Source organism: Arthrobacter sp. BF1 (assembly GCF_056680215.1).
The window spans coordinates 1,696,959-1,714,651 of the sequence record NZ_CM155271.1 but is presented as its reverse complement, the minus strand read 5'-3'; the positions used below and the strand labels follow the sequence as shown (position 1 = coordinate 1,714,651).

Below are 17,693 nucleotides of genomic sequence, written 5' to 3'. Positions count from 1 at the left end.
GTGAGACCCATGCACGCAGTATCCGCAATGGGCGCTCCCCTGCTGTCCGGGATCGCGCGACTGAACTAGTCGCAGCTGGGAGCGCCCGCCAGGCAATTCGTGAAAGGCGACTCCCATGAACACAACACCTTCTTCAGGTTTGCACCTCCCCTCGACAACGGCCTCTCATTGGCCGGGGTCCGATCGGGATCAGCCGCAGGCCGACGCCACACAGCGGGGGCCCGTCGCGGGCGGACGGGCGCTGGTCCTCGGCGGCGGCGGCTCGACAGGCAACGCGTGGCTGATCGGCGTCATCGCCGGCCTGTCCGATGCCGGGCTGGATGTGACCGATGCCGATCTGGTCATCGGCACATCGGCCGGCTCCACGGCCGCGGCCCAGCTGGCCGGGGCGACCCCGGCGGAACTCCTTGCCGCCATCCTTGCCGCGCCTCCCCGGCAACGCACCGGTCCGCTCGGATCCGACGGCGGCCGCGTTCCGGTCAGGCCGACGGCAGACCACCTGGAGCGAACGGGGAAGATCATCGCCGCTGCGGAGGACCTGGCTGACATGCGCCGCAGAATGGGCGCGGCGGCACTCGACATGGCTGCGGCGTCCGACGGTTCCGCGCAAACGCGGTGGCGCGCGACCGTCGCCTCACGGCTGCCCAGTCAGCAATGGCCGCAGCGAGCGGTACTCATCACGGCGGTCGATGCCCCCACCGGTGAACCGGTCGTATTCGACCGCCGGAGCGGAGTGGACCTGGTGGACGCCGTTGCAGCCAGCTGTGCCAGTGGCTTCGCCTACAGGATCGGGGACAACCGATATATCGACGGCGGCTACCGACGCAACGAGAATGCCGACCTGGCAGCCGGATGCGGGCGGGTGCTGGTGCTGTCACCTTTCGGCGGCAGAACGCGGACGCCGTTGGAATGGGGCATGCAGCTTGCGGCACAGGTCGAGGAACTGCGCGCACGCGGCAGCAGAGTCGAGACGATCTTCCCGGAAACCGCCTCCGAGCACATGTTCGGCGCCAATGCGATGGACTTGTCACTGCGTCCGCCGGCAGCCCGGGCTGGTCATAACCAAGGCAGGGCCCTTGCCGGGCAGCTCACCGAATTCTGGCGGTAGCGGGGATTCCCAACCACCGGCACCGATGACTACAGTGGGCTCTTCTCCGAGCTCCTGGTGCTCTTCGGTGCCGGCCCGGCGGTTTCTTCAACCGACTCGTGGCGGAGCAAGGCAATGGCCGTCTCGAAGTCCTCCAAAGATTCGAAGGCCTGGTACACGCTGGCGAAGCGCAGGTAGGCAACTTGGTCAAGCTTCTGCAGCGGGCCAAGGATGACAAGACCCACTTCGTGCGCTTCGATCTCCGCGGCCCCCGAGGCGCGGATCTGCTCCTCCACTTCCTGGGCAAGGAGCGCCAGGTCATCTTCGCTGACCGGGCGGCCCTGGCACGCTTTGCGGACACCGTTGATGACTTTGCTGCGGCTGAAGGGTTCACCGACACCGGAGCGCTTGATAACCGAAAGGCTGGTGGTTTCCACCGTGGTGAACCTGCGGCCACACTCGGGGCACTGACGGCGGCGCCTGATGGCCGAGCCGTCGTCTGTCATGCGGCTGTCTACAACTCGGGAGTCCGGATTGCGGCAGAACGGACAGTACATGGTGTCCCCTCCTCGATCTTCAGCTAGCGGTCTACGAGTGATCTTACGTCATGTGGGAGCCCGTACGCACTACATGTAGTGGTCGGCGCAACTACATGTAGTACTGAGCGCGCCCCGTCGGCGGAATCAGGCAGTCCCGGCGAAACGTGCTGTGACCGCCTGGCCGTGCGCCGGCAGGTCCTCGGCACCGGAAAGGCTGACGATGTGGCCGCTGACCTCCTGCAGGGCGGCCCGGCTGTAATTGACCACCTGGATGGCACGGAGGAACGTGGTCACGTTCAGGCCGGAGGAGAACGCCGCCGTACCGCTGGTGGGCAATACGTGGTTGGAGCCGGCGCAGTAGTCCCCCAGGCTGACGGGGCTGTAGTCCCCCACGAAGATGGCGCCCGCATTCCGAATTCTGGCGGCCACCGCGGAGGCCTCGGCGGTCATGATTTCCAGGTGCTCGGCAGCATACGCGTCGCAGACTGCAACGCCCTGGTCGAGGTCCTCCACGAGGACCACCCCGGACTGGGGCCCGGAGAGTGCCTCGCACACCCTGGCTGAGTGCTTGGTGGCGGCCGCCTGCCGGTCCAGTTCAATGCGGACGGCGGCGGCAAGATCCTCTGAATCGGTGATGAGCACCGAGGCGGCCTTGGGGTCGTGTTCGGCCTGGCTGATGAGATCGGCAGCCACGAGGTCCGGCTGCGCCGAGGAATCAGCCAGAATGGCAATCTCGGTGGTCCCGGCCTCGGAGTCGATGCCCACCACGCCCTTGACGAGCCGCTTCGCCGTCGCCACAAAGATGTTGCCGGGACCGGTGACCACATCAACGGGCTCAAGGGCCGGTCCCGCGGCTGAGGCCTCCACGCCGTACGCGAACGCCGCGATCGCCTGTGCGCCGCCGATGGCGTACACCTCGCTGATACCGAGCAGGGCAGCCGCCGCAAGAATGGTGGGGTGCGGGAGTCCGCCGAAGTCTTTCTGCGGAGGGGATGCAAGTGCGATGGATTCCACACCGGCGGCCAGCGCGGGGACAACGTTCATGATGACCGAGGACGGGTAGACCGCCAGGCCGCCGGGAACGTAGAGCCCCACACGCGAGACTGGTACCCAGTTCTGGCTCACCAGAGCACCGTCGCCGAGTTCGACGTCGACGTTGCGCGGCCGCTGCCCGTCCGCGAACCGCCGGGCACGGCTGATGGATTCCTCCAGCGCGCTGCGAACGGGCGGGTCCAGTTCGGCCAAGGCCTTCGCCAGCGAGCCGGCCGGAACCCGGGGGTGCACCTGGTCCACTCCGTCGAACCGCCGGGCAAGGTCGCCGAGGGCGGCGAACCCCTGCTGGCGGACCGCGTCGATGATCTGAAGGACCTTTTCTTCCGCGTCCGCCACGGTGTTCTGCCTGGCGCGGGGCACGGCGGCGCGCAGGCCAGCCGAGGTCAGTCCCCGTCCCCGCAGGTCGACTGTCCGGAAGTTGACGGTTGCGGTTGCCGGGGCTGCTGGAGATTCAGGAGAAGTGGTCACCCGTTCATTTTACGCGCCAGACGCTGTGCCTTCGGCGACGGGTTCGCGCCCGGCACGGGGTGCGCTCCCGGCCTCAGTTCCCTTCCGGAGCAGGTTGAGCAGGCTCAGGGCAAACACTGACACTGCTGTTGCGGCCGGCCACAGCAGCAGTACGGACAACGAGCGGAGGGAGAAGGCCACACTGGCAATGAACGTCGGATCCACTGGCGGGCCCCACAACCGCCCCGCCAACACCCCTGTTTGCCAGGCAATGAGGGCGCCCGCGAGGCCGCCTGCCAGGCTCAGGAGAAAGGCCGGCTGCGCAGCACGGCCGCCCTTATCGGTCAGGAATACGGCCACCAGGCACCCGGCGAAGACCAGGAGACCGCCGAGGGTCAGGTCCCGCGGCAGCCACACTTCCGGATTGGTCCCGTCACCCAGTGCAGGATTGCGCGTGATCAGGTTCAGTCCGCCCGGTGCGAGCAGCCACCACAGCAACCCCACCGGAACGCCGCCGGCCGCGGCAGCAGCAAACCATGTCCACGGCAGCCGGGCGGAAGGGCGGCGGATGTTTTTTTCCATGAAACAAACCTTAACAAACGTGGATGCATATGGCCGCATGACGTGGGTGGTCAGCCGATTCCGCTGTGCACGGCCAGAGCAATACGCTTAAGGGAGAATTCATATGAGCATGGTTGAGGGAGCAGTTTTACGATGTCAGATGCAGCGCCGTTTGAGGGCACGTTCAAGGAAATGTTCCGTCGCCACGCTGCCGGCGTCGCGATCATTACGGTGAACTACCAGGGTGAGCCGTACGGCTTCACGGCCACGTCCGTGGCATCCCTCTCCGCTCAGCCGCCGCGGTTTACCTTTAACATGGCCCGCAGTTCAAGCTCCTGGCCCGCCGTGGCCAACGCCACCCATCTCGGCGTCCATATGCTGGGCCTGGAAAACCAGGCACTGGCCGACCGCTTCGCCCGGACCAAGGACCGTTTCGGCGGCGATCACTGGGAACTGGGACCCCATGATGTCCCGATCCTCAAGGACGTCGCAGGCTGGCTGATCGGCAAGATCCAGATGCGGCTCTCCTTCGAGAACAACGCCGTGGTGGTTGTCGAAGTGGTGGAGGGTGCTGTGGGCGAGGACGGCTCGCCGCTCCTGTACCACGCAGGCAGCTATGGCCAGCCGGTCCCCCTGGATTACGAAATCTAGCCAGGAAAGCCTAGTAGTCCAGGCAGGTCGGTCCGAGGAGTACCTTCAGGTCCCCGAACAGCGACGGGCTGGGGTTGACCCTGAGGTGCACCGGCAGAGCCATGACTTCGGTTCGGGTATCCCCCTGCAGGTGCAGCCGGACTTCGGAATTCCCCCGATGGTTACGCAGGACATCGCCGAGCTCGGTCACCACTGCCTCGGTGGCCTTGTGGGTGGGCATCGAAATCTGCAGCGGACCGTTCGTTCCCTCGCTAAGGTCCGGGACGCTGAGTTCCATGCAGTTCAGTGCCACGGCGCCGTCATCGCGCCGCTGCAGGCGGCCTTTAACCACTACCACCAGGTCCTCCGCCAGCACCGAGGCGATGGGTCCGTAGACCTGGCCGAAGAACATGACCTCGATGGAGCCGCCAAGGTCTTCGATCTCGGCACGTGCGTAGGCGTTGCCGCTGGCCTTGGCAATCCTGCGGCTGAGCGAGGTGATCATTCCCGAGATGGTGATGATCGAGCCGTCGTGCGGGCCGTCGTCGGCGATGATCGAGGTGATGCTCTGGTCAGCGTGCTGGCTGAGGAGGCCTTCAAGGCCCTGCAGCGGGTGATCCGAGACGTACAAGCCGAGCATGTCCCGCTCGAAGGACAGTTTGTCTTTCTTCTCCCATTCCGGCAAGTCGGGAATCTCGATGCTCAGCGAGGCCTCGGACTCGGCTTCCTCGAAGCCGGCGAAGAGGTCGAACTGGCCGATCGCCTCGTTGCGCTTGAGGGTGATGACCGAATCGATGGCCTCCTCATGGATCATCGCCAGCGCGCGGCGATGGTGGTTAAGGGAGTCGAACGCGCCGGCCTTGATCAGGGACTCAATGGTCCGCTTGTTGCAGACCACTGCGGGGACCTTGACCAGGTAATCCTTGAAGGACGTGTATGCGCCTTCCTTCTCACGGGCGGCCACCATGGCTTCGACGGCGTTGACACCCACGTTGCGGATGGCCCCCATTCCGAAGCGGATGTCGTTGCCCACCGGGGTGAAGTTCAGCGCTGACTCGTTGACGTCCGGCGGCAGCACGGTGATTCCCATGCGCCGGCACTCATTGAGGTAGATCGCCGATTTGTCCTTATCGTCGCCCACGGATGTCAGCAGGGCGGCCATGTACTCGGGCGCATAATGTGCCTTCAGGTAGGCGGTCCAGTACGAAATCACGCCATACGCGGCCGAGTGCGCCTTGTTGAAGGCGTAGTCCGAGAACGGGAGGAGGATGTCCCAGAGGGTCTTGACGGCCGCCATGGAATAGCCGTTGTCCTGCATGCCCTGGGAGAAACCGGCGAACTGTTTGTCCAGCTCCGATTTCTTCTTCTTACCCATGGCACGCCGGAGGATGTCTGCCTGGCCCAGGGAGTAGCCGGCGAGTTTCTGCGCCACGGCCATAACCTGCTCCTGGTACACGATCAGGCCGTACGTCCCGCCAAGGATTTCCGCAAGGGGTTCCTTGAGCTCGGGATGGATCGGAATGACTTCCTGGATCCCGTTCTTTCGCAGGGCGTAGTCCGTGTGCGCGTTGGCACCCATGGGACCCGGCCGGTAGAGCGCCAGGACAGCGGAAATGTCTTCGAAGTTGTCAGGCTTCATCAGCTTCAGGAGCGCACGCATTGGACCGCCGTCGAGCTGGAACACACCCAGGGTGTCGCCGCGGGCCATCAGTTCGTAGGAGGGGACGTCGTCGAGGGCCAGGCTGTCCAGGTCCAGGTCGTGGCCGCGGTTGAGCTTGATGTTCTCCAGGGCGTCCGAGATGATCGTCAGGTTTCGCAGACCGAGGAAGTCCATCTTGATCAGGCCCAGGCCTTCGCAGGTGGGGTAATCGAACTGCGTGATCACCTGGCCGTCCTGGATACGGCGCATGATGGGAATGACGTCGATGATGGGGTCCGAGGACATGATGACGCCCGCGGCGTGGACGCCCCACTGGCGCTTCAGTCCCTCGATGCCGAGGGCGGTTTCGAAGACCTTGGCGGCTTCGGGGTCGGTGCTGATCAGCTGGCGGAAGTCCCCCGCCTCGCCGTACCGCTTGGCGTCCTTGTTCTGGATATCGGCCAGCGGGATGTCTTTGGCCATCACGGCAGGCGGCAGGGCCTTGGTGAGTTGCTCGCCCATGCTGAACGGGTAGCCGAGCACGCGGGAGGAGTCCTTGAGCGCCTGCTTGGTTTTGATGGTGCCGTACGTAACGATCATGGCCACGCGTTCGTCACCGTACTTGCGGGTGACGTAGTCGATCACCTCGGACCGGCGGCGATCATCGAAGTCGACGTCGAAGTCAGGCATCGAAACGCGGTCCGGGTTGAGGAAGCGCTCGAAGATCAGGCCGTGGTGCAGCGGATCGAGGTCGGTGATGCGCATAGCGTAGGCAACCATGGAACCCGCGCCTGAGCCACGGCCGGGACCGACGCGGATGCCGTTGTTTTTCGCCCAGTTGATAAAGTCGGCCACCACCAGGAAGTAGCCCGGGAATCCCATCGAGGTGATGACTTCGAGCTCGTAGTCAGCCTGCGTGCGGACCTTGTCCGGCACGCCGCCCGGGTACCGGAATTCCAGTCCGGTGGCGACTTCCTTGACCAGCCAGGAGGTCTCGTCCTCGCCCGGCGGGCAGGGAAAGCGCGGCATGTAGTTGGCGCCGGTGTTGAACGAGACTTCGCAGCGCTCGGCAATCAGCAGTGTGTTGTCGCACGCGTCCGGGTGGTCCCGGAACAGCTCGCGCATCTCCTGCGGCGACTTGAGGTAGTAGCCGCTGCCGGAGAACGCAAACCGGGAACCGCCATTGTCGTACGTGGGCTCCAGCAGCGTGGAACCCGACTGGATGGCGAGCAGGGCCTCATGGGCCTTGGCATCATGTTCGTGCGTGTAGTGCAGGTCGTTGGTGGCCACCAGTGGCAGGTTCAGGTCCTTGGCGAGCCGCAGCAGATCCCCGGTGACCCGGCGTTCGATGTCCAGGCCGTGGTCCATCAGCTCGCAGAAATAGTTCTCTGCGCCGAAAATGTCTCGAAATTCCGACGCCGCTTCCAGGGCCTCGCGGTACTGGCCGAGCCGGAGCCGGGTCTGGACCTCGCCCGACGGGCAGCCCGTGGTGGCGATGAGGCCTTCCGAATAGGTGTTCAGGAGCTCGCGGTCCAGCCGCGGCCACTTGCCGAAGACTGCGTCGAGGGAGGCGATGGACGAGGCCCGGAAGAGGTTCCGCATGCCGGCGTTGTTGTAGCTCAGCAACGTCATGTGGGTGTACGAACCACCGCCGGAGATGTCGTCTTTGCGCTGGTGTTCCTCACCCCAGCGGACACGGCTCTTATCCGTCCGCGCAGTACCGGGGGTCACATAGGCTTCGACGCCGATAATCGGTTTGATGCCCTGGTCCGTGGCACGCTTCCAGAAGTCAAAGGCGCCGAACAGGTAGCCGTGGTCGGTGGTGGCGAGGGCTGGCATGCCGAGGCGTTCTGTCTCATTGAAAAGCTCTCCCAGACGGGCGGCGCCGTCCAACATGGAGTACTCGGTGTGGTTGTGGAGATGAACGAACGAGGCATTGCTGGAAGTCACCGGACCATTCTAAGCGCTGGCCGGCCCTCCCTGCCGCAGCGACCCAACGCCTAGGCCTCGCCCGACTCCAGAATTTCCAGGGCGTAGGCCAGGTCCTGCGGGTATTCGCTGGTGACTGTCACACGCTCACCAGTGACGGGGTGGTCAAAACCGAGCTGGCGTGCATGGAGCCATTGCCGTGTCAGGCCCAGTGTCGCGGCGAGCCTGGGATCCGCGCCGTAGGTCAGGTCACCGGCGCACGGGTGGCGCAGGGCCGAAAAGTGCACCCGGATCTGGTGCGTGCGGCCTGTTTCCAAGTGCACTTCCACCAGGGTTGCCTTGCCAAACGCTTCGAGCACCTCGTAGTGCGTAATGGACGGTCGGCCGTCCTCGATCACCGCAAAGCGCCAGTCGTGTCCGGGATGGCGACCGATCGGAGCGTCAATGGTGCCCTCCAACGGATCCGGGAGCCCCTGGACCACTGCGTGGTAGACCTTGTCCACGGTGCGTTCCTTGAAGGCACGCTTCAGGGCGGTATACGCGCGCTCGGTCTTGGCAACAACCATCACCCCGGACGTGCCGACGTCGAGCCTGTGGACGATGCCCACCCGCTCGGGGGCACCGGAGGTGGAGATCCGGTAACCGGCTCCGGCGAGGCCGCCCACCACGGTGGGTCCCACCCACCCGGGCGAAGGATGCGCGGCAACCCCCACCGGCTTGTCCACCACAACAAAATCGTCGTCGTCGAGCAGGATTTTCAGGCCTTCCACAACTTCCTCCACCACTTCGAGCGGGTCCCGTCGTTCAGGCACCGTTACTTCCAGGACGTCCCCGGCCACCAGGCGCGCGGACTTTCCGAGTGTTTTACCGCGGCTGAGCACATTGCCTTCGGCAATGAGGGTCGCCGCCATCGAGCGGGAAATCCCCATCAACCCCGCGAGCCCGGCATCCGCCCGGGTTCCGCCGAATTCGTCGGCCACCACCACACGCTCAGGCATTATCGGATTTTTCCTTAGGCGCCGCGACATGCCGGGAGCCATCCAGCGATATTCCCCGCAGCGTCAGGATACAAATGATGGACACCGCAGAGACCACCGCGGAATCAGCGATGTTGAAAATCGCGAAGTTGGGCAGCTGGATGAAATCCACCACGTGCCCCATGGCAAAGGAAGGCTCCCGGAACAGCCGGTCGGTCAGGTTGCCCAGCGCACCACCGAGGAGAAGGCCCAAGGCCAGCGCCCACCAGGCCGAGCCGAGCTTACGCACCTGGAACAGGATGGCAATGGAAACCCCGGCCATGATGATGGAGAACACCCACGTGACGTTCTCGCCGATCGAAAAGGCAGCGCCTGAATTCCGGATGAAGTACCAGTGAAGTAGCGGCGGCAGCACGGGGATACGCTCCCCTTCCACCATGGTGGTGGTCACCCAGATTTTTGTCAGCTGGTCAAAGGCATACGCAAAGACCGCGAAGCCCGCGAAAAGCGAGAGCAGGAGCCTTTTCCCGGGACGGGGTGATGAGGGTGCGGGGTGGGCAGCGTCGGCGGCGAAATCGTCAGTCATGGTGCTTTCATTTGTAAAACCGATGTTAATCACAAAAGCCGGCGGCCGAGGAATCCTCAGCCACCGGCTTTCAGAATACGTGCTTGACTGACTAGTTCGCTTCAACCTCAGGCGCCGCAACGGAACCGCGGGCGTCAAGGTCGCGCAGCTGGCCTTCGATGTAGGCCTTCAGGCGTGAGCGGTAATCGCGTTCGAAGCCGCGGAGCTGTTCAACCTTGCGCTCCAGGACGGAGCGCTGCTGCTCCAGAGCGCCGAGGATCTTGCGGGACTTCTCCTGGGCATCGTTTACCAGGCTACTGGCTTCGATCTGGGCCTCGGCGATGATCTTGTCCTTCTGGGACTGGCCATCGGCCACGTGGCGGTCGTGCATCTGCTGCGCCATGGCGAGCAGACCGGCTGCGGACTCGGCGGAAACGCTGCTTCCCGCGGCGGGTGCAGGAGCGGCGGCCGGGACGGCTGCTACGGCAGCGGCTGGCTCCGCTTCCTTCTTCTTCGGAGCCTCGGCAACCTTCGTCTCGGCTTCGGCCTTCGCCGGGGACTCGACCTTGTCGAGCTTGACGGGCGCAGGGACCTTCTCAACCACGGGAGCGGCTGCAGCGGAGCTGGCCGGCACGGCAGAACCGGATTCGGCAAGCTTCTTCCGGAGTTCGTCGTTCTCCTGGTTCAGGCGCCTGAGTTCCACAACGATTTCGTCCAGGAAGTCGTCAACTTCGTCCTGGTCATAGCCTTCGCGGAACTTGGTCGGCTGAAAGCGCTTGTTGACAACGTCTTCTGGCGTCAAAGCCATCTGGTCACCTCATTGGTCTAGTTAGTCAGTAGGCCTTCCGGCCGTCAAAACTACGGTACCTAAAATCTGTCTCGTTCCTCTAATTCAACACTGGGTGTCAAACCGGAGATTTCTTTCGCTTCACAGGGATGGGTTCCATTCCAGGAACCGCCCCTGAACTGCTAGGTCTTGTCGAAGATTACGCGAAACCCCTGGTCACCGCCATTGCGATACTTACCGCAATGAAGAGAACCAGGAATCCGAGGTCCAAGGTCACCCCGCCGAGCCTCAGCGGGGGGATGACCCGCCGGAGTCCCTTGAGCGGAGGGTCGGTCACCGAGTACACCGTGTGCGCGGCCACGAGGGCCACACCGCGGGGGCGCCATTCCCTGGCAAACATCTGCACCCAGTCAAAGACCAGGCGGATGATCAGGGCTACGAAGAACAGCAGCAGGGCAATATAGAGAAGTCCGAAAACAATTCCCATGACTAACTCATATCTCCATGTCCATTCCGGATACCGCAGTGCCCTGCCAACGTTTCTTGTCTATTTCAGCACAGATGCCAGACAGGTGTCCCTGCCTGGCATCTGCTCTAAGCCTTGTGGCTAGCTTTGGTTGAAAAAGCTGGCCTGGGTCTCGCTGACCTTCTTGTCATCGCCGATGACCTCGATGTACGACGGCGAGAGCAGGAAGACCTTGTTCGTCACCCTCTCGATGCTGCCACGGAGCCCGAACACGAGTCCGGCCGAGAAGTCAACGAGCCGTTTGGCGTCTGCCTCGCCCATGTCGGTGACGTTCATGATGACGGGAATGCCGTCCCGGAAACTCTCACCGATGAGCTTGGCGTCATTGTAGGACCGTGGGTGGATCGTGGTGATCTGCCGAAGTCCGGACGTTTCTTCGCGGCTCGAGGCCGCACGCTTGATGGGGGTCACTGGTGCGCGGTATTCCTCTTCAGGGGCGTGGACCGATTCACGGCTGACTTCGCGGACCGGTGCAGGGGCCCGGCGTTCCTCGCGGTCAGCTTCCATTGAATCGTCCTCGTCCTTACGTGTTGTGGTGTGCTCGGACTCGTAGTGTTCATCGCCATCGGCGAGCCCAAGATAGATCATTGTCTTGCGCAGAGCGCCGGCCATGGTCGACTCCTAATCGTGTCCGTAGGCGGGCCGCCCAATAACTTGACAGCACTGGAATCCCCCGCCACTCACTTCCTATGTGCTCGACGCTACCCCACGGCGGGACGCGATCCGAGAATATCGGAACCGATTCGCAGGTGTGTCGCCCCGAACCGGATTGCCGCTTCCAGGTCCTGGCTCATACCCGCGGAGATGGCTGTTGCAGATGGATGCACGGCCACCAGGGACGCTGAAATGGCGGCGAGTTTTTCGAAGGCCACCTCCGGACTGATCCCGAGGGGGGCGACGGCCATTACGCCTGTCAACTCCAGCCCGTCGGCCGCGGCCAGCCTGTCAGCCAGGAGCGGGACCTCAGCCGGCGCCGCGCCCCCGCGGTGTGCTCCGGCGTCGTCATCGAGACTGACCTGAATGAAACACTTCAGAGCGCCGCGGCCGGTCCGGTCCTGCTCCGCGGCGATAGCGCGCTCCAGGCCATCAACCAAGCCCGGACGGTCGATCGAGTGGACGGCATGGGCATACTTGGCCACGGACTTGGCTTTCTTGCTCTGCAGCTGTCCGACGAAATGCCAGTTGAGCTCGAGGTCGGCCAGTTCGGCGGCCTTGCCTGCGGCTTCCTGGTCACGGTTTTCGCCTACATCACGTATCCCTAGAGCAGCCAGGCGCCTGATGTCCGCGGCGGGATGGAATTTGGTGACCACGATCAAAGTGGGCAACTCATCGCCGCGGCCTGCTTCCGCGGTGGCGGATTTTATCCGCCGCTGAACCGCGGCCAGCCGTTCCGCCAGCTCCGTCATCCGTGCGGTGTCTTCCGCAATCAGTCCGTCATTCATGGGACCACACGAGACCGGCGAAGCGTCCGGTGGTGGTGGACCGCCGATAGGAGAACAGCTGGTCGCTTTCCAGCGTGCACGGCCCGGCATACTCAATGACGACGCCGGCAGCCTCCAGTTGGCTGCGCGCTCCCGACGGCAGATCCAGCGCGGGGGTCCCCCATGACGATTCGGCCCAGGCTGACGGCACCAGCCCAGCCACCTGGTCACGCAGGTCAGCGGGGACTTCGTAGCAGCCACCACAGATTGAGGGCCCGAGCCAGGCCCGGATGCCGGTGGCGCCGGCTGCCCGCATGCGTTCCACTGCTGCCGGCAGAATGCCGTTGGCTACTCCCGGCCGGCCGGCGTGTACAGCGGCCAGCACCGGGCCGCCGTCCGGGCTGTGCCCCACGAGCACGGCCGGGATGCAGTCAGCCACCATGACCGCGAGCGGCAGCCCCCGGGACACCATGGCGTCTGCCGTCGGCGAAGGGGTGCCGAGCTCCATCATTTCCACCGTGGAGCCGTGGACCTGATCCATGAACCGCAGGGATCCCGGGGCCAGGTCCGCGGCGTCCTCCAGCGCTCCGCGGCGCCGCCGGACCTCTGCAGCGTCGTCCCCTACATGCAGGGCCAGGTTGCCGGCGCCCGTGTCCGTAAATGCCACACTCACGCCGGGTGAGACTTCAGCCCGCCAAAGGAACAAGCCGTGCCCTACTTCAGGAAGTCGGGGACATCCAGGTCATCGGCGCGGTTCCCCGAGAGATCCGGCTCCACTACTGACGGAAGGTCGACGTCGAAGCCTGAATCGGCGGGGACGGCCGACGGGCGCTGCTGGCCCCAGTTGCTGAGCCCGGACGCACCCACTCCGGCGTGGACGGGCTGTGTGTTCAGCTGGTGGCTGCCGCCGCCGGACGTGGGGGCCTGCGTCGGTGCGGGCGCTGCGGCGGGCCGCTGCGGCGCCACCTGGGGCTGTGACTGGTCCATGGAGGGCGAGGTGGCCTTCACGTCGTCGAAGCCGGCCGCGATGACCGTCACGCGGGCCTCGTCGCCGAGGGCGTCGTCAATCACGGCACCGAAGATGATGTTGGCTTCGGGGTGGGCCACTTCCTGGACGAGTCGGGCTGCTTCGTTGATCTCGAACAGGCCGAGGTCCGATCCGCCCTGGATGGACAGCAGGACACCGTGGGCGCCGTCGATGGAGGCTTCGAGCAGGGGTGACGCGATGGCCAGTTCCGCGGCCTTCACGGCACGGTCTTCACCGCGTGCGGAGCCGATGCCCATGAGGGCCGAGCCTGCACCCTGCATGACGGACTTGACGTCGGCGAAGTCCAGGTTGATCAGGCCGGGGGTGGTGATGAGGTCCGTGATGCCCTGGACACCGGACAGCAGGACCTGGTCAGCGGATCGGAAAGCGTCCAGGACGGAGACGTTGCGATCGCTGATGGAAAGGAGCCGATCGTTCGGGATCACGATCAGGGTGTCCACCTCGTCGCGCAGGGCATCAATGCCCGCCTCGGCCGAGCCTGCACGGCGGCGGCCCTCGAACGTGAACGGACGGGTGACCACACCGATGGTCAGTGCACCGAGGGAACGGGCGATTCGGGCCACGACGGGAGCGCCACCGGTTCCGGTGCCGCCGCCTTCGCCGGCGGTCACGAACACCATGTCTGCACCGCGGATGACCTCTTCGATCTCGTCGGCGTGGTCCTCGGCCGCCTGCTTGCCCACCTCGGGGTTGGCGCCGGCGCCGAGGCCGCGGGTCAGCTCACGCCCGACATCGAGCTTGACGTCGGCATCACTCATCAGCAGTGCCTGGGCATCTGTGTTGATGGCGATAAACTCGACACCCCGGAGGCCGACCTCGATCATGCGGTTGACTGCGTTCACGCCACCGCCGCCGATGCCGACGACCTTGATGACGGCCAAGTAATTCTGCGGAGCTGCCACGTTACGTGTCCCTTGTTCGTGTCCTATTGCGAAAACTGTGGAGTCGGGCTTGAACCTTGCAACATTAACCTTCGAGTTGAAGGTTATAGTTATGTCAAGTAACTCATGTCTGGAACGCTATTTCCTATGGTTCTGACATTCAATAACCGGGGCCGCGTGTCGCAGGAATACCGGGAAAGTTTGCAGGTGCCGCAGAAACGTTCAACGCGTCACCGGATGACGGGGCGCGCTCACATCGTACACGCGCACGGGGTTCTTCGGATCGGCGGGGACCTTCAGCAGGGCGGCAAGCACCGTGGCTTTCAGTTCCTTCTCCCCCGCGTTTCCCCAAATGATGGTCTGACCGTCCACCAGCTTCAGTTCCACGGCATCCACCGATTGGGCGGATGCGTTGGAAAGCTTCGACAGCACGTCGGGCGGGAGCGCCCCGAGCACTTCAGCGGTGGCCTGGAAAAGGTCCTTGCCAATGGTGCCGGCGCCGCCGTCAATGACGGGCAGGGAAACGGATGCGGGGTCCCCCGTAGTGGCCAGCACCACGCCGTCCACGTCCACCAACTGGTACTGCTCCCCCTGCTTGACCAGAGCCACCGGGACCCGTTCGAGCACTTGCACCACCAGTTCCGACGGCGGCCGCGCTTGCGTCGACACGGATTTGATCTGGACCAGCGGCTCAAGCATGCGGCCCACCTCGTCGTCGCTGACCTGCGGAAGCGGTTTGCCCTTCAGCGGTTCGAGCGCGGTACGGACCTGGTCCGTCGTGACCAGTTTGGTCCCGGTCACAGTAATAGTACCCACGGCCAGGATGGGAGAAAAGATGGCTGCAGCCAGCAGGGCGGCAACCAGCCCCAGGACAACTCCCGTGGCGACCAGGAGATGCCGCTTCCGGCGCTTTGCCGGCGGCTCAGGAAAGACCAGCACGTTGTCGCTGACGGCCGGCGCCTTCTCCCGGGTCGGTGCTGAGCCCGGGCTCTTTCCTTTTTTGGGCCGCGTGGTAGCTGTGTCCGGAACGGGGGCGCTCTTGGATGCGGAGATGGTGTCCGGTTCAGCCGCCGGCGTCTTGGCCGCAGGCTGCCGCCGTGTCGGTGAAGCGTAGGTGGGGCGGCGCGGGCTACCCACCGAGTGCCTGCACGATCTGCGGCCCGAAGCCTGTCACGTCGCCCGCTCCAACGGTCAGGATGATGTCGCCCGGCACGGCCGCTCCCGCGAGGGAAGCCACTGCCTCAGCCGCTTCCACCAGCCGACCCCCCGGTCCCAGATGATCGGCGATGAGCTGGCTGGTCACCCCGGGGATGGGATCTTCACGGGCAGGGTAGATGTCCAGGACCAGGGCGGTGTCCGCCAGGTTCAGAGCCGCGGCGAACTCGCTGGCGAACTCCCTGGTGCGCGAGAACAGGTGGGGCTGGAACAGGACATGGACGTTGTGCCCGCCCGCCACGGACCGGGCCGCCGTCAGGGCTGCGCGGACTTCAGTGGGATGGTGCGCGTAGTCATCAAAAACGCGCACGCCACGGGCCTCGCCCTTCAGCTCGAAGCGGCGCGACGCTCCGGAGAAGTGGGACAGCGCCTGCGCGGCAGCGCCGGCGTCGACCCCCAGCTCCAGGGCGACGGCGACGGCGGCCGCCGCGTTAAGTGCGTTGTGCCGGCCCGGGACCTGCAGCTGCAAAGCGAACCGGCCGGCGGGAGAGGAGACCTCCACCGTCCCGGGGCCGCCGTCGTGCAGCACCAGATCGGACCTATCCGAGGTTCCATAGAGGACCACCCTGGTGTTCCCGCGGGCCCGTGTGCGTTCTGCGAGTGCGAGGGCGCCGGCGTCGTCCGCGCAGGCGATCAGGACACCGTCGGCCGGCAGCAGCCCGGTGAAGCGGTCGAAGGACTCGTACACAGCGTCCGCAGTGCCGTAGTAGTCCAAGTGGTCGGGTTCGACGTTGGTGACCACGGCAATCCTGGGCCGGTAGTTCAGGAACGAGCCGTCGGATTCATCCGCTTCGGCCACAAATATTCCGGAGGTGCCGTGGGCTGCGTTGACCCCCAAAGCAGGCACGTTGGCGCCGATGGCAAACGAAGGGTCCAGCCCGGCTCCCTGGAGCAGAACCGCAATCATGGAGGTGGTGGTGGACTTTCCGTGGGTTCCCGCGATGGTCACCACGATGTCATCCCCCATGGTGGCCGCCAGCGCCTCGGACCGGTGCAGTACGGGCAGGTCGGCCGCACGCGCAGCTACCAGCTCGGGGTTGTCCGCACGGATGGCCGAACCCGCAACCACCGTCTGGGCGTCGCCCAGGTTGGGCGCTCCGTAGCCGACGGCTATCCGGGCTCCGGCGGCAGCCAGCTCCGCCATGACCGGCAGGTCTTTCGCGTCTGAGCCGCTGACGGTGACCCCGCGGGCCACCATGATGCGGGCCACGGCGGACATCCCGACGCCGCCGATGCCGATGAAGTGGACGCGGCCCAAGGACTCCTGGCTGCGGATGCCTGCGGGGGTCATGCGGATACCGCTTCCAGGACAAGACCAGCCATGCGCTGGTCGGCGTTTCTGATGCCAAGTTTGCGGGACTTGGCGGCCATTGTGGCCAGCCGGCCGGAGTCGGTGGCCAGTGGGATGAGTTCGCTCGTTATCCACTGCGCGGTGAAGTCCTTGTCCGGGACGAGGAGGGCGCCACCGGTTTCCACCAGTCCAGCCGCGTTGAGTGCCTGCTCGCCGTTCCCGATCGGCAGCGGAACAAAGACGGCCGGAACTCCTACCGCTGCCACTTCGCAGACTGTGGCGGCACCGGACCGCGCCAGCAGGACGTCAGCGGCCGCGTACACGAGTTCCATGCCGTCCACGTACTCAACCTGCCGGTAACCCTCAGCGGTCAGAGGGCCGCCGTCGGGTCCCAGGACCGTTTTGCCGCGGCCGGTGATGTGCAGCGTCTGGATCCCGGCGGCGCCGAGTTCCCGGGCCGCACCGGCCACCGCACGGTTGATGCTCTGGGCGCCGGATGACCCACCCGTCACAACCAGCGTGGGTTTGTGCGGAGCCAGGCCCAGGGCTTCCCGCGCAGCTCCACGGGCTGCATCCCGGTCGAGGCCGGAGATTTCGGTCCGCATCGGCATGCCGACATGGCGGGCATGCCGCAGGCGGGTGCTGTCGAAGGCCGTAGCCACGTGACGGGTCAGCAGTGACCCCACGCGGTTGGCCAGGCCCGGCCTGGTGTTGGCTTCGTGGATCACGATGGGGATCCCCCGGCGGCGGGCGGCGAGATACAGCGGGGTGCAGACATATCCCCCCACGCCCACCAGAACGTCAGCCGAGGCCTCGTCCAGGATGCGGCCTGACTGCCGCACCGCGCCGGCAAGCCTTGCCGGCAACTTCAGCAGGTCCAGGGAAAATTTCCGCGGAAACGGCACCCGGTCAATGGTGGCGAGCTCCACGCCGGCCGCGGGCACCAGCCGGGTCTCCATGCCCGCCGGAGTGCCCACTGCAAGCAACCTGGCCCCCGGTGAGGCGGACCGGAGGGCAGCGGCAATCGCCAGGAGCGGGCTGATGTGGCCGGCGGTGCCGCCGCCCGCCAGGACTATGGACAGGTTCTGGGAAGTCAT

17 protein-coding genes are annotated in these 17,693 nt (G+C 65.1%); 2 read left to right on the top strand and 15 right to left on the bottom strand.

Annotated elements, in window-relative coordinates; all coding sequences use genetic code 11:
- Positions 1–115 precede the first annotated feature (115 nt).
- Positions 116–1,108 carry a patatin-like phospholipase family protein gene (locus tag AC1MCD_RS08025; protein WP_498677455.1) on the top strand — a complete coding sequence of 331 codons (993 nt, stop codon included), beginning with the start codon at positions 116–118 and terminating at the stop codon, positions 1,106–1,108.
- Between the two features lie 29 nt (positions 1,109–1,137).
- On the opposite strand, the gene nrdR is transcribed toward AC1MCD_RS08025, so the two are convergent.
- The 3 genes from nrdR to AC1MCD_RS08010 form a co-directional block, all read right to left on the bottom strand.
- Positions 1,138–1,644, bottom strand: coding sequence for a transcriptional regulator NrdR (nrdR, locus tag AC1MCD_RS08020; RefSeq protein WP_498677454.1), 507 nt, complete (start codon positions 1,642–1,644; stop codon positions 1,138–1,140).
- A gap of 126 nt (positions 1,645–1,770) precedes the next feature.
- Positions 1,771–3,147: a histidinol dehydrogenase gene (gene hisD / locus AC1MCD_RS08015; RefSeq protein ID WP_498677451.1), complete on the bottom strand. Its 1,377-nt coding sequence runs from the start codon at positions 3,145–3,147 to the stop codon at positions 1,771–1,773.
- Positions 3,148–3,156: 9 nt separating this feature from the next.
- On the bottom strand, positions 3,157–3,708 hold the full coding sequence (locus tag AC1MCD_RS08010) for a hypothetical protein (protein WP_498677449.1): 552 nt from the start codon (positions 3,706–3,708) through the stop codon (positions 3,157–3,159).
- Between the two features lie 132 nt (positions 3,709–3,840).
- Here AC1MCD_RS08010 and AC1MCD_RS08005 point away from each other — a divergent pair, with 132 nt between their 5' ends.
- Positions 3,841–4,338 (top strand): flavin reductase family protein, encoded by a 498-nt coding sequence (locus tag AC1MCD_RS08005; protein WP_190988919.1) that lies wholly within the window; start codon positions 3,841–3,843, stop codon positions 4,336–4,338.
- Between the two features lie 10 nt (positions 4,339–4,348).
- On the opposite strand, the gene dnaE is transcribed toward AC1MCD_RS08005, so the two are convergent.
- From dnaE to murG, 12 genes are all read right to left on the bottom strand, one after another.
- Positions 4,349–7,906 carry a DNA polymerase III subunit alpha gene (gene dnaE, locus AC1MCD_RS08000; RefSeq protein WP_498677447.1) on the bottom strand — a complete coding sequence of 1,186 codons (3,558 nt, stop codon included), beginning with the start codon at positions 7,904–7,906 and terminating at the stop codon, positions 4,349–4,351.
- A 50-nt stretch (positions 7,907–7,956) separates the two neighbouring features.
- Entirely contained in the window at positions 7,957–8,883 is a 927-nt protein-coding gene (locus tag AC1MCD_RS07995) for an RluA family pseudouridine synthase (RefSeq protein WP_498677444.1), read from the bottom strand.
- On the bottom strand, positions 8,876–9,448 hold the full coding sequence (gene lspA, locus AC1MCD_RS07990) for a signal peptidase II (RefSeq protein ID WP_498677442.1): 573 nt from the start codon (positions 9,446–9,448) through the stop codon (positions 8,876–8,878). The genes AC1MCD_RS07995 and lspA overlap by 8 nt, the downstream gene beginning before the upstream one ends.
- Positions 9,449–9,539: 91 nt before the next feature.
- Positions 9,540–10,235 (bottom strand): DivIVA domain-containing protein, encoded by a 696-nt coding sequence (locus tag AC1MCD_RS07985; RefSeq protein WP_498677440.1) that lies wholly within the window; start codon positions 10,233–10,235, stop codon positions 9,540–9,542.
- Positions 10,236–10,413: 178 nt separating this feature from the next.
- Positions 10,414–10,701 carry a YggT family protein gene (locus AC1MCD_RS07980; protein WP_190988924.1) on the bottom strand — a complete coding sequence of 96 codons (288 nt, stop codon included), beginning with the start codon at positions 10,699–10,701 and terminating at the stop codon, positions 10,414–10,416.
- Positions 10,702–10,821: 120 nt separating this feature from the next.
- Complete coding sequence (locus AC1MCD_RS07975) at positions 10,822–11,352, bottom strand: cell division protein SepF (RefSeq protein WP_190988925.1); 531 nt, start codon at positions 11,350–11,352, stop codon at positions 10,822–10,824.
- Positions 11,353–11,441: 89 nt separating this feature from the next.
- Positions 11,442–12,182, bottom strand: a complete 741-nt coding sequence (locus tag AC1MCD_RS07970; RefSeq protein WP_498677437.1) for a YggS family pyridoxal phosphate-dependent enzyme — start codon at positions 12,180–12,182, stop codon at positions 11,442–11,444.
- The gene (locus tag AC1MCD_RS07965) at positions 12,175–12,867 is read right to left on the bottom strand and encodes a purine nucleoside phosphorylase YfiH/LACC1 family protein (protein ID WP_498677436.1); all 693 of its coding nucleotides are present in this window, start codon (positions 12,865–12,867) and stop codon (positions 12,175–12,177) included. Before AC1MCD_RS07965 ends, AC1MCD_RS07970 begins: the two co-directional genes overlap by 8 nt.
- Before the next feature lie 8 nt (positions 12,868–12,875).
- Positions 12,876–14,111: a cell division protein FtsZ gene (gene ftsZ / locus AC1MCD_RS07960; RefSeq protein ID WP_498677434.1), complete on the bottom strand. Its 1,236-nt coding sequence runs from the start codon at positions 14,109–14,111 to the stop codon at positions 12,876–12,878.
- 201 nt (positions 14,112–14,312) lie between these two features.
- Entirely contained in the window at positions 14,313–15,227 is a 915-nt protein-coding gene (locus AC1MCD_RS07955; protein ID WP_498677432.1) for a cell division protein FtsQ/DivIB, read from the bottom strand.
- Positions 15,220–16,596 carry a UDP-N-acetylmuramate--L-alanine ligase gene (gene murC, locus AC1MCD_RS07950; RefSeq protein ID WP_498677430.1) on the bottom strand — a complete coding sequence of 459 codons (1,377 nt, stop codon included), beginning with the start codon at positions 16,594–16,596 and terminating at the stop codon, positions 15,220–15,222. Before murC ends, AC1MCD_RS07955 begins: the two co-directional genes overlap by 8 nt.
- Positions 16,593–17,693, bottom strand: coding sequence for an undecaprenyldiphospho-muramoylpentapeptide beta-N-acetylglucosaminyltransferase (murG, locus tag AC1MCD_RS07945; protein ID WP_498677428.1), 1,101 nt, complete (start codon positions 17,691–17,693; stop codon positions 16,593–16,595). Before murG ends, murC begins: the two co-directional genes overlap by 4 nt.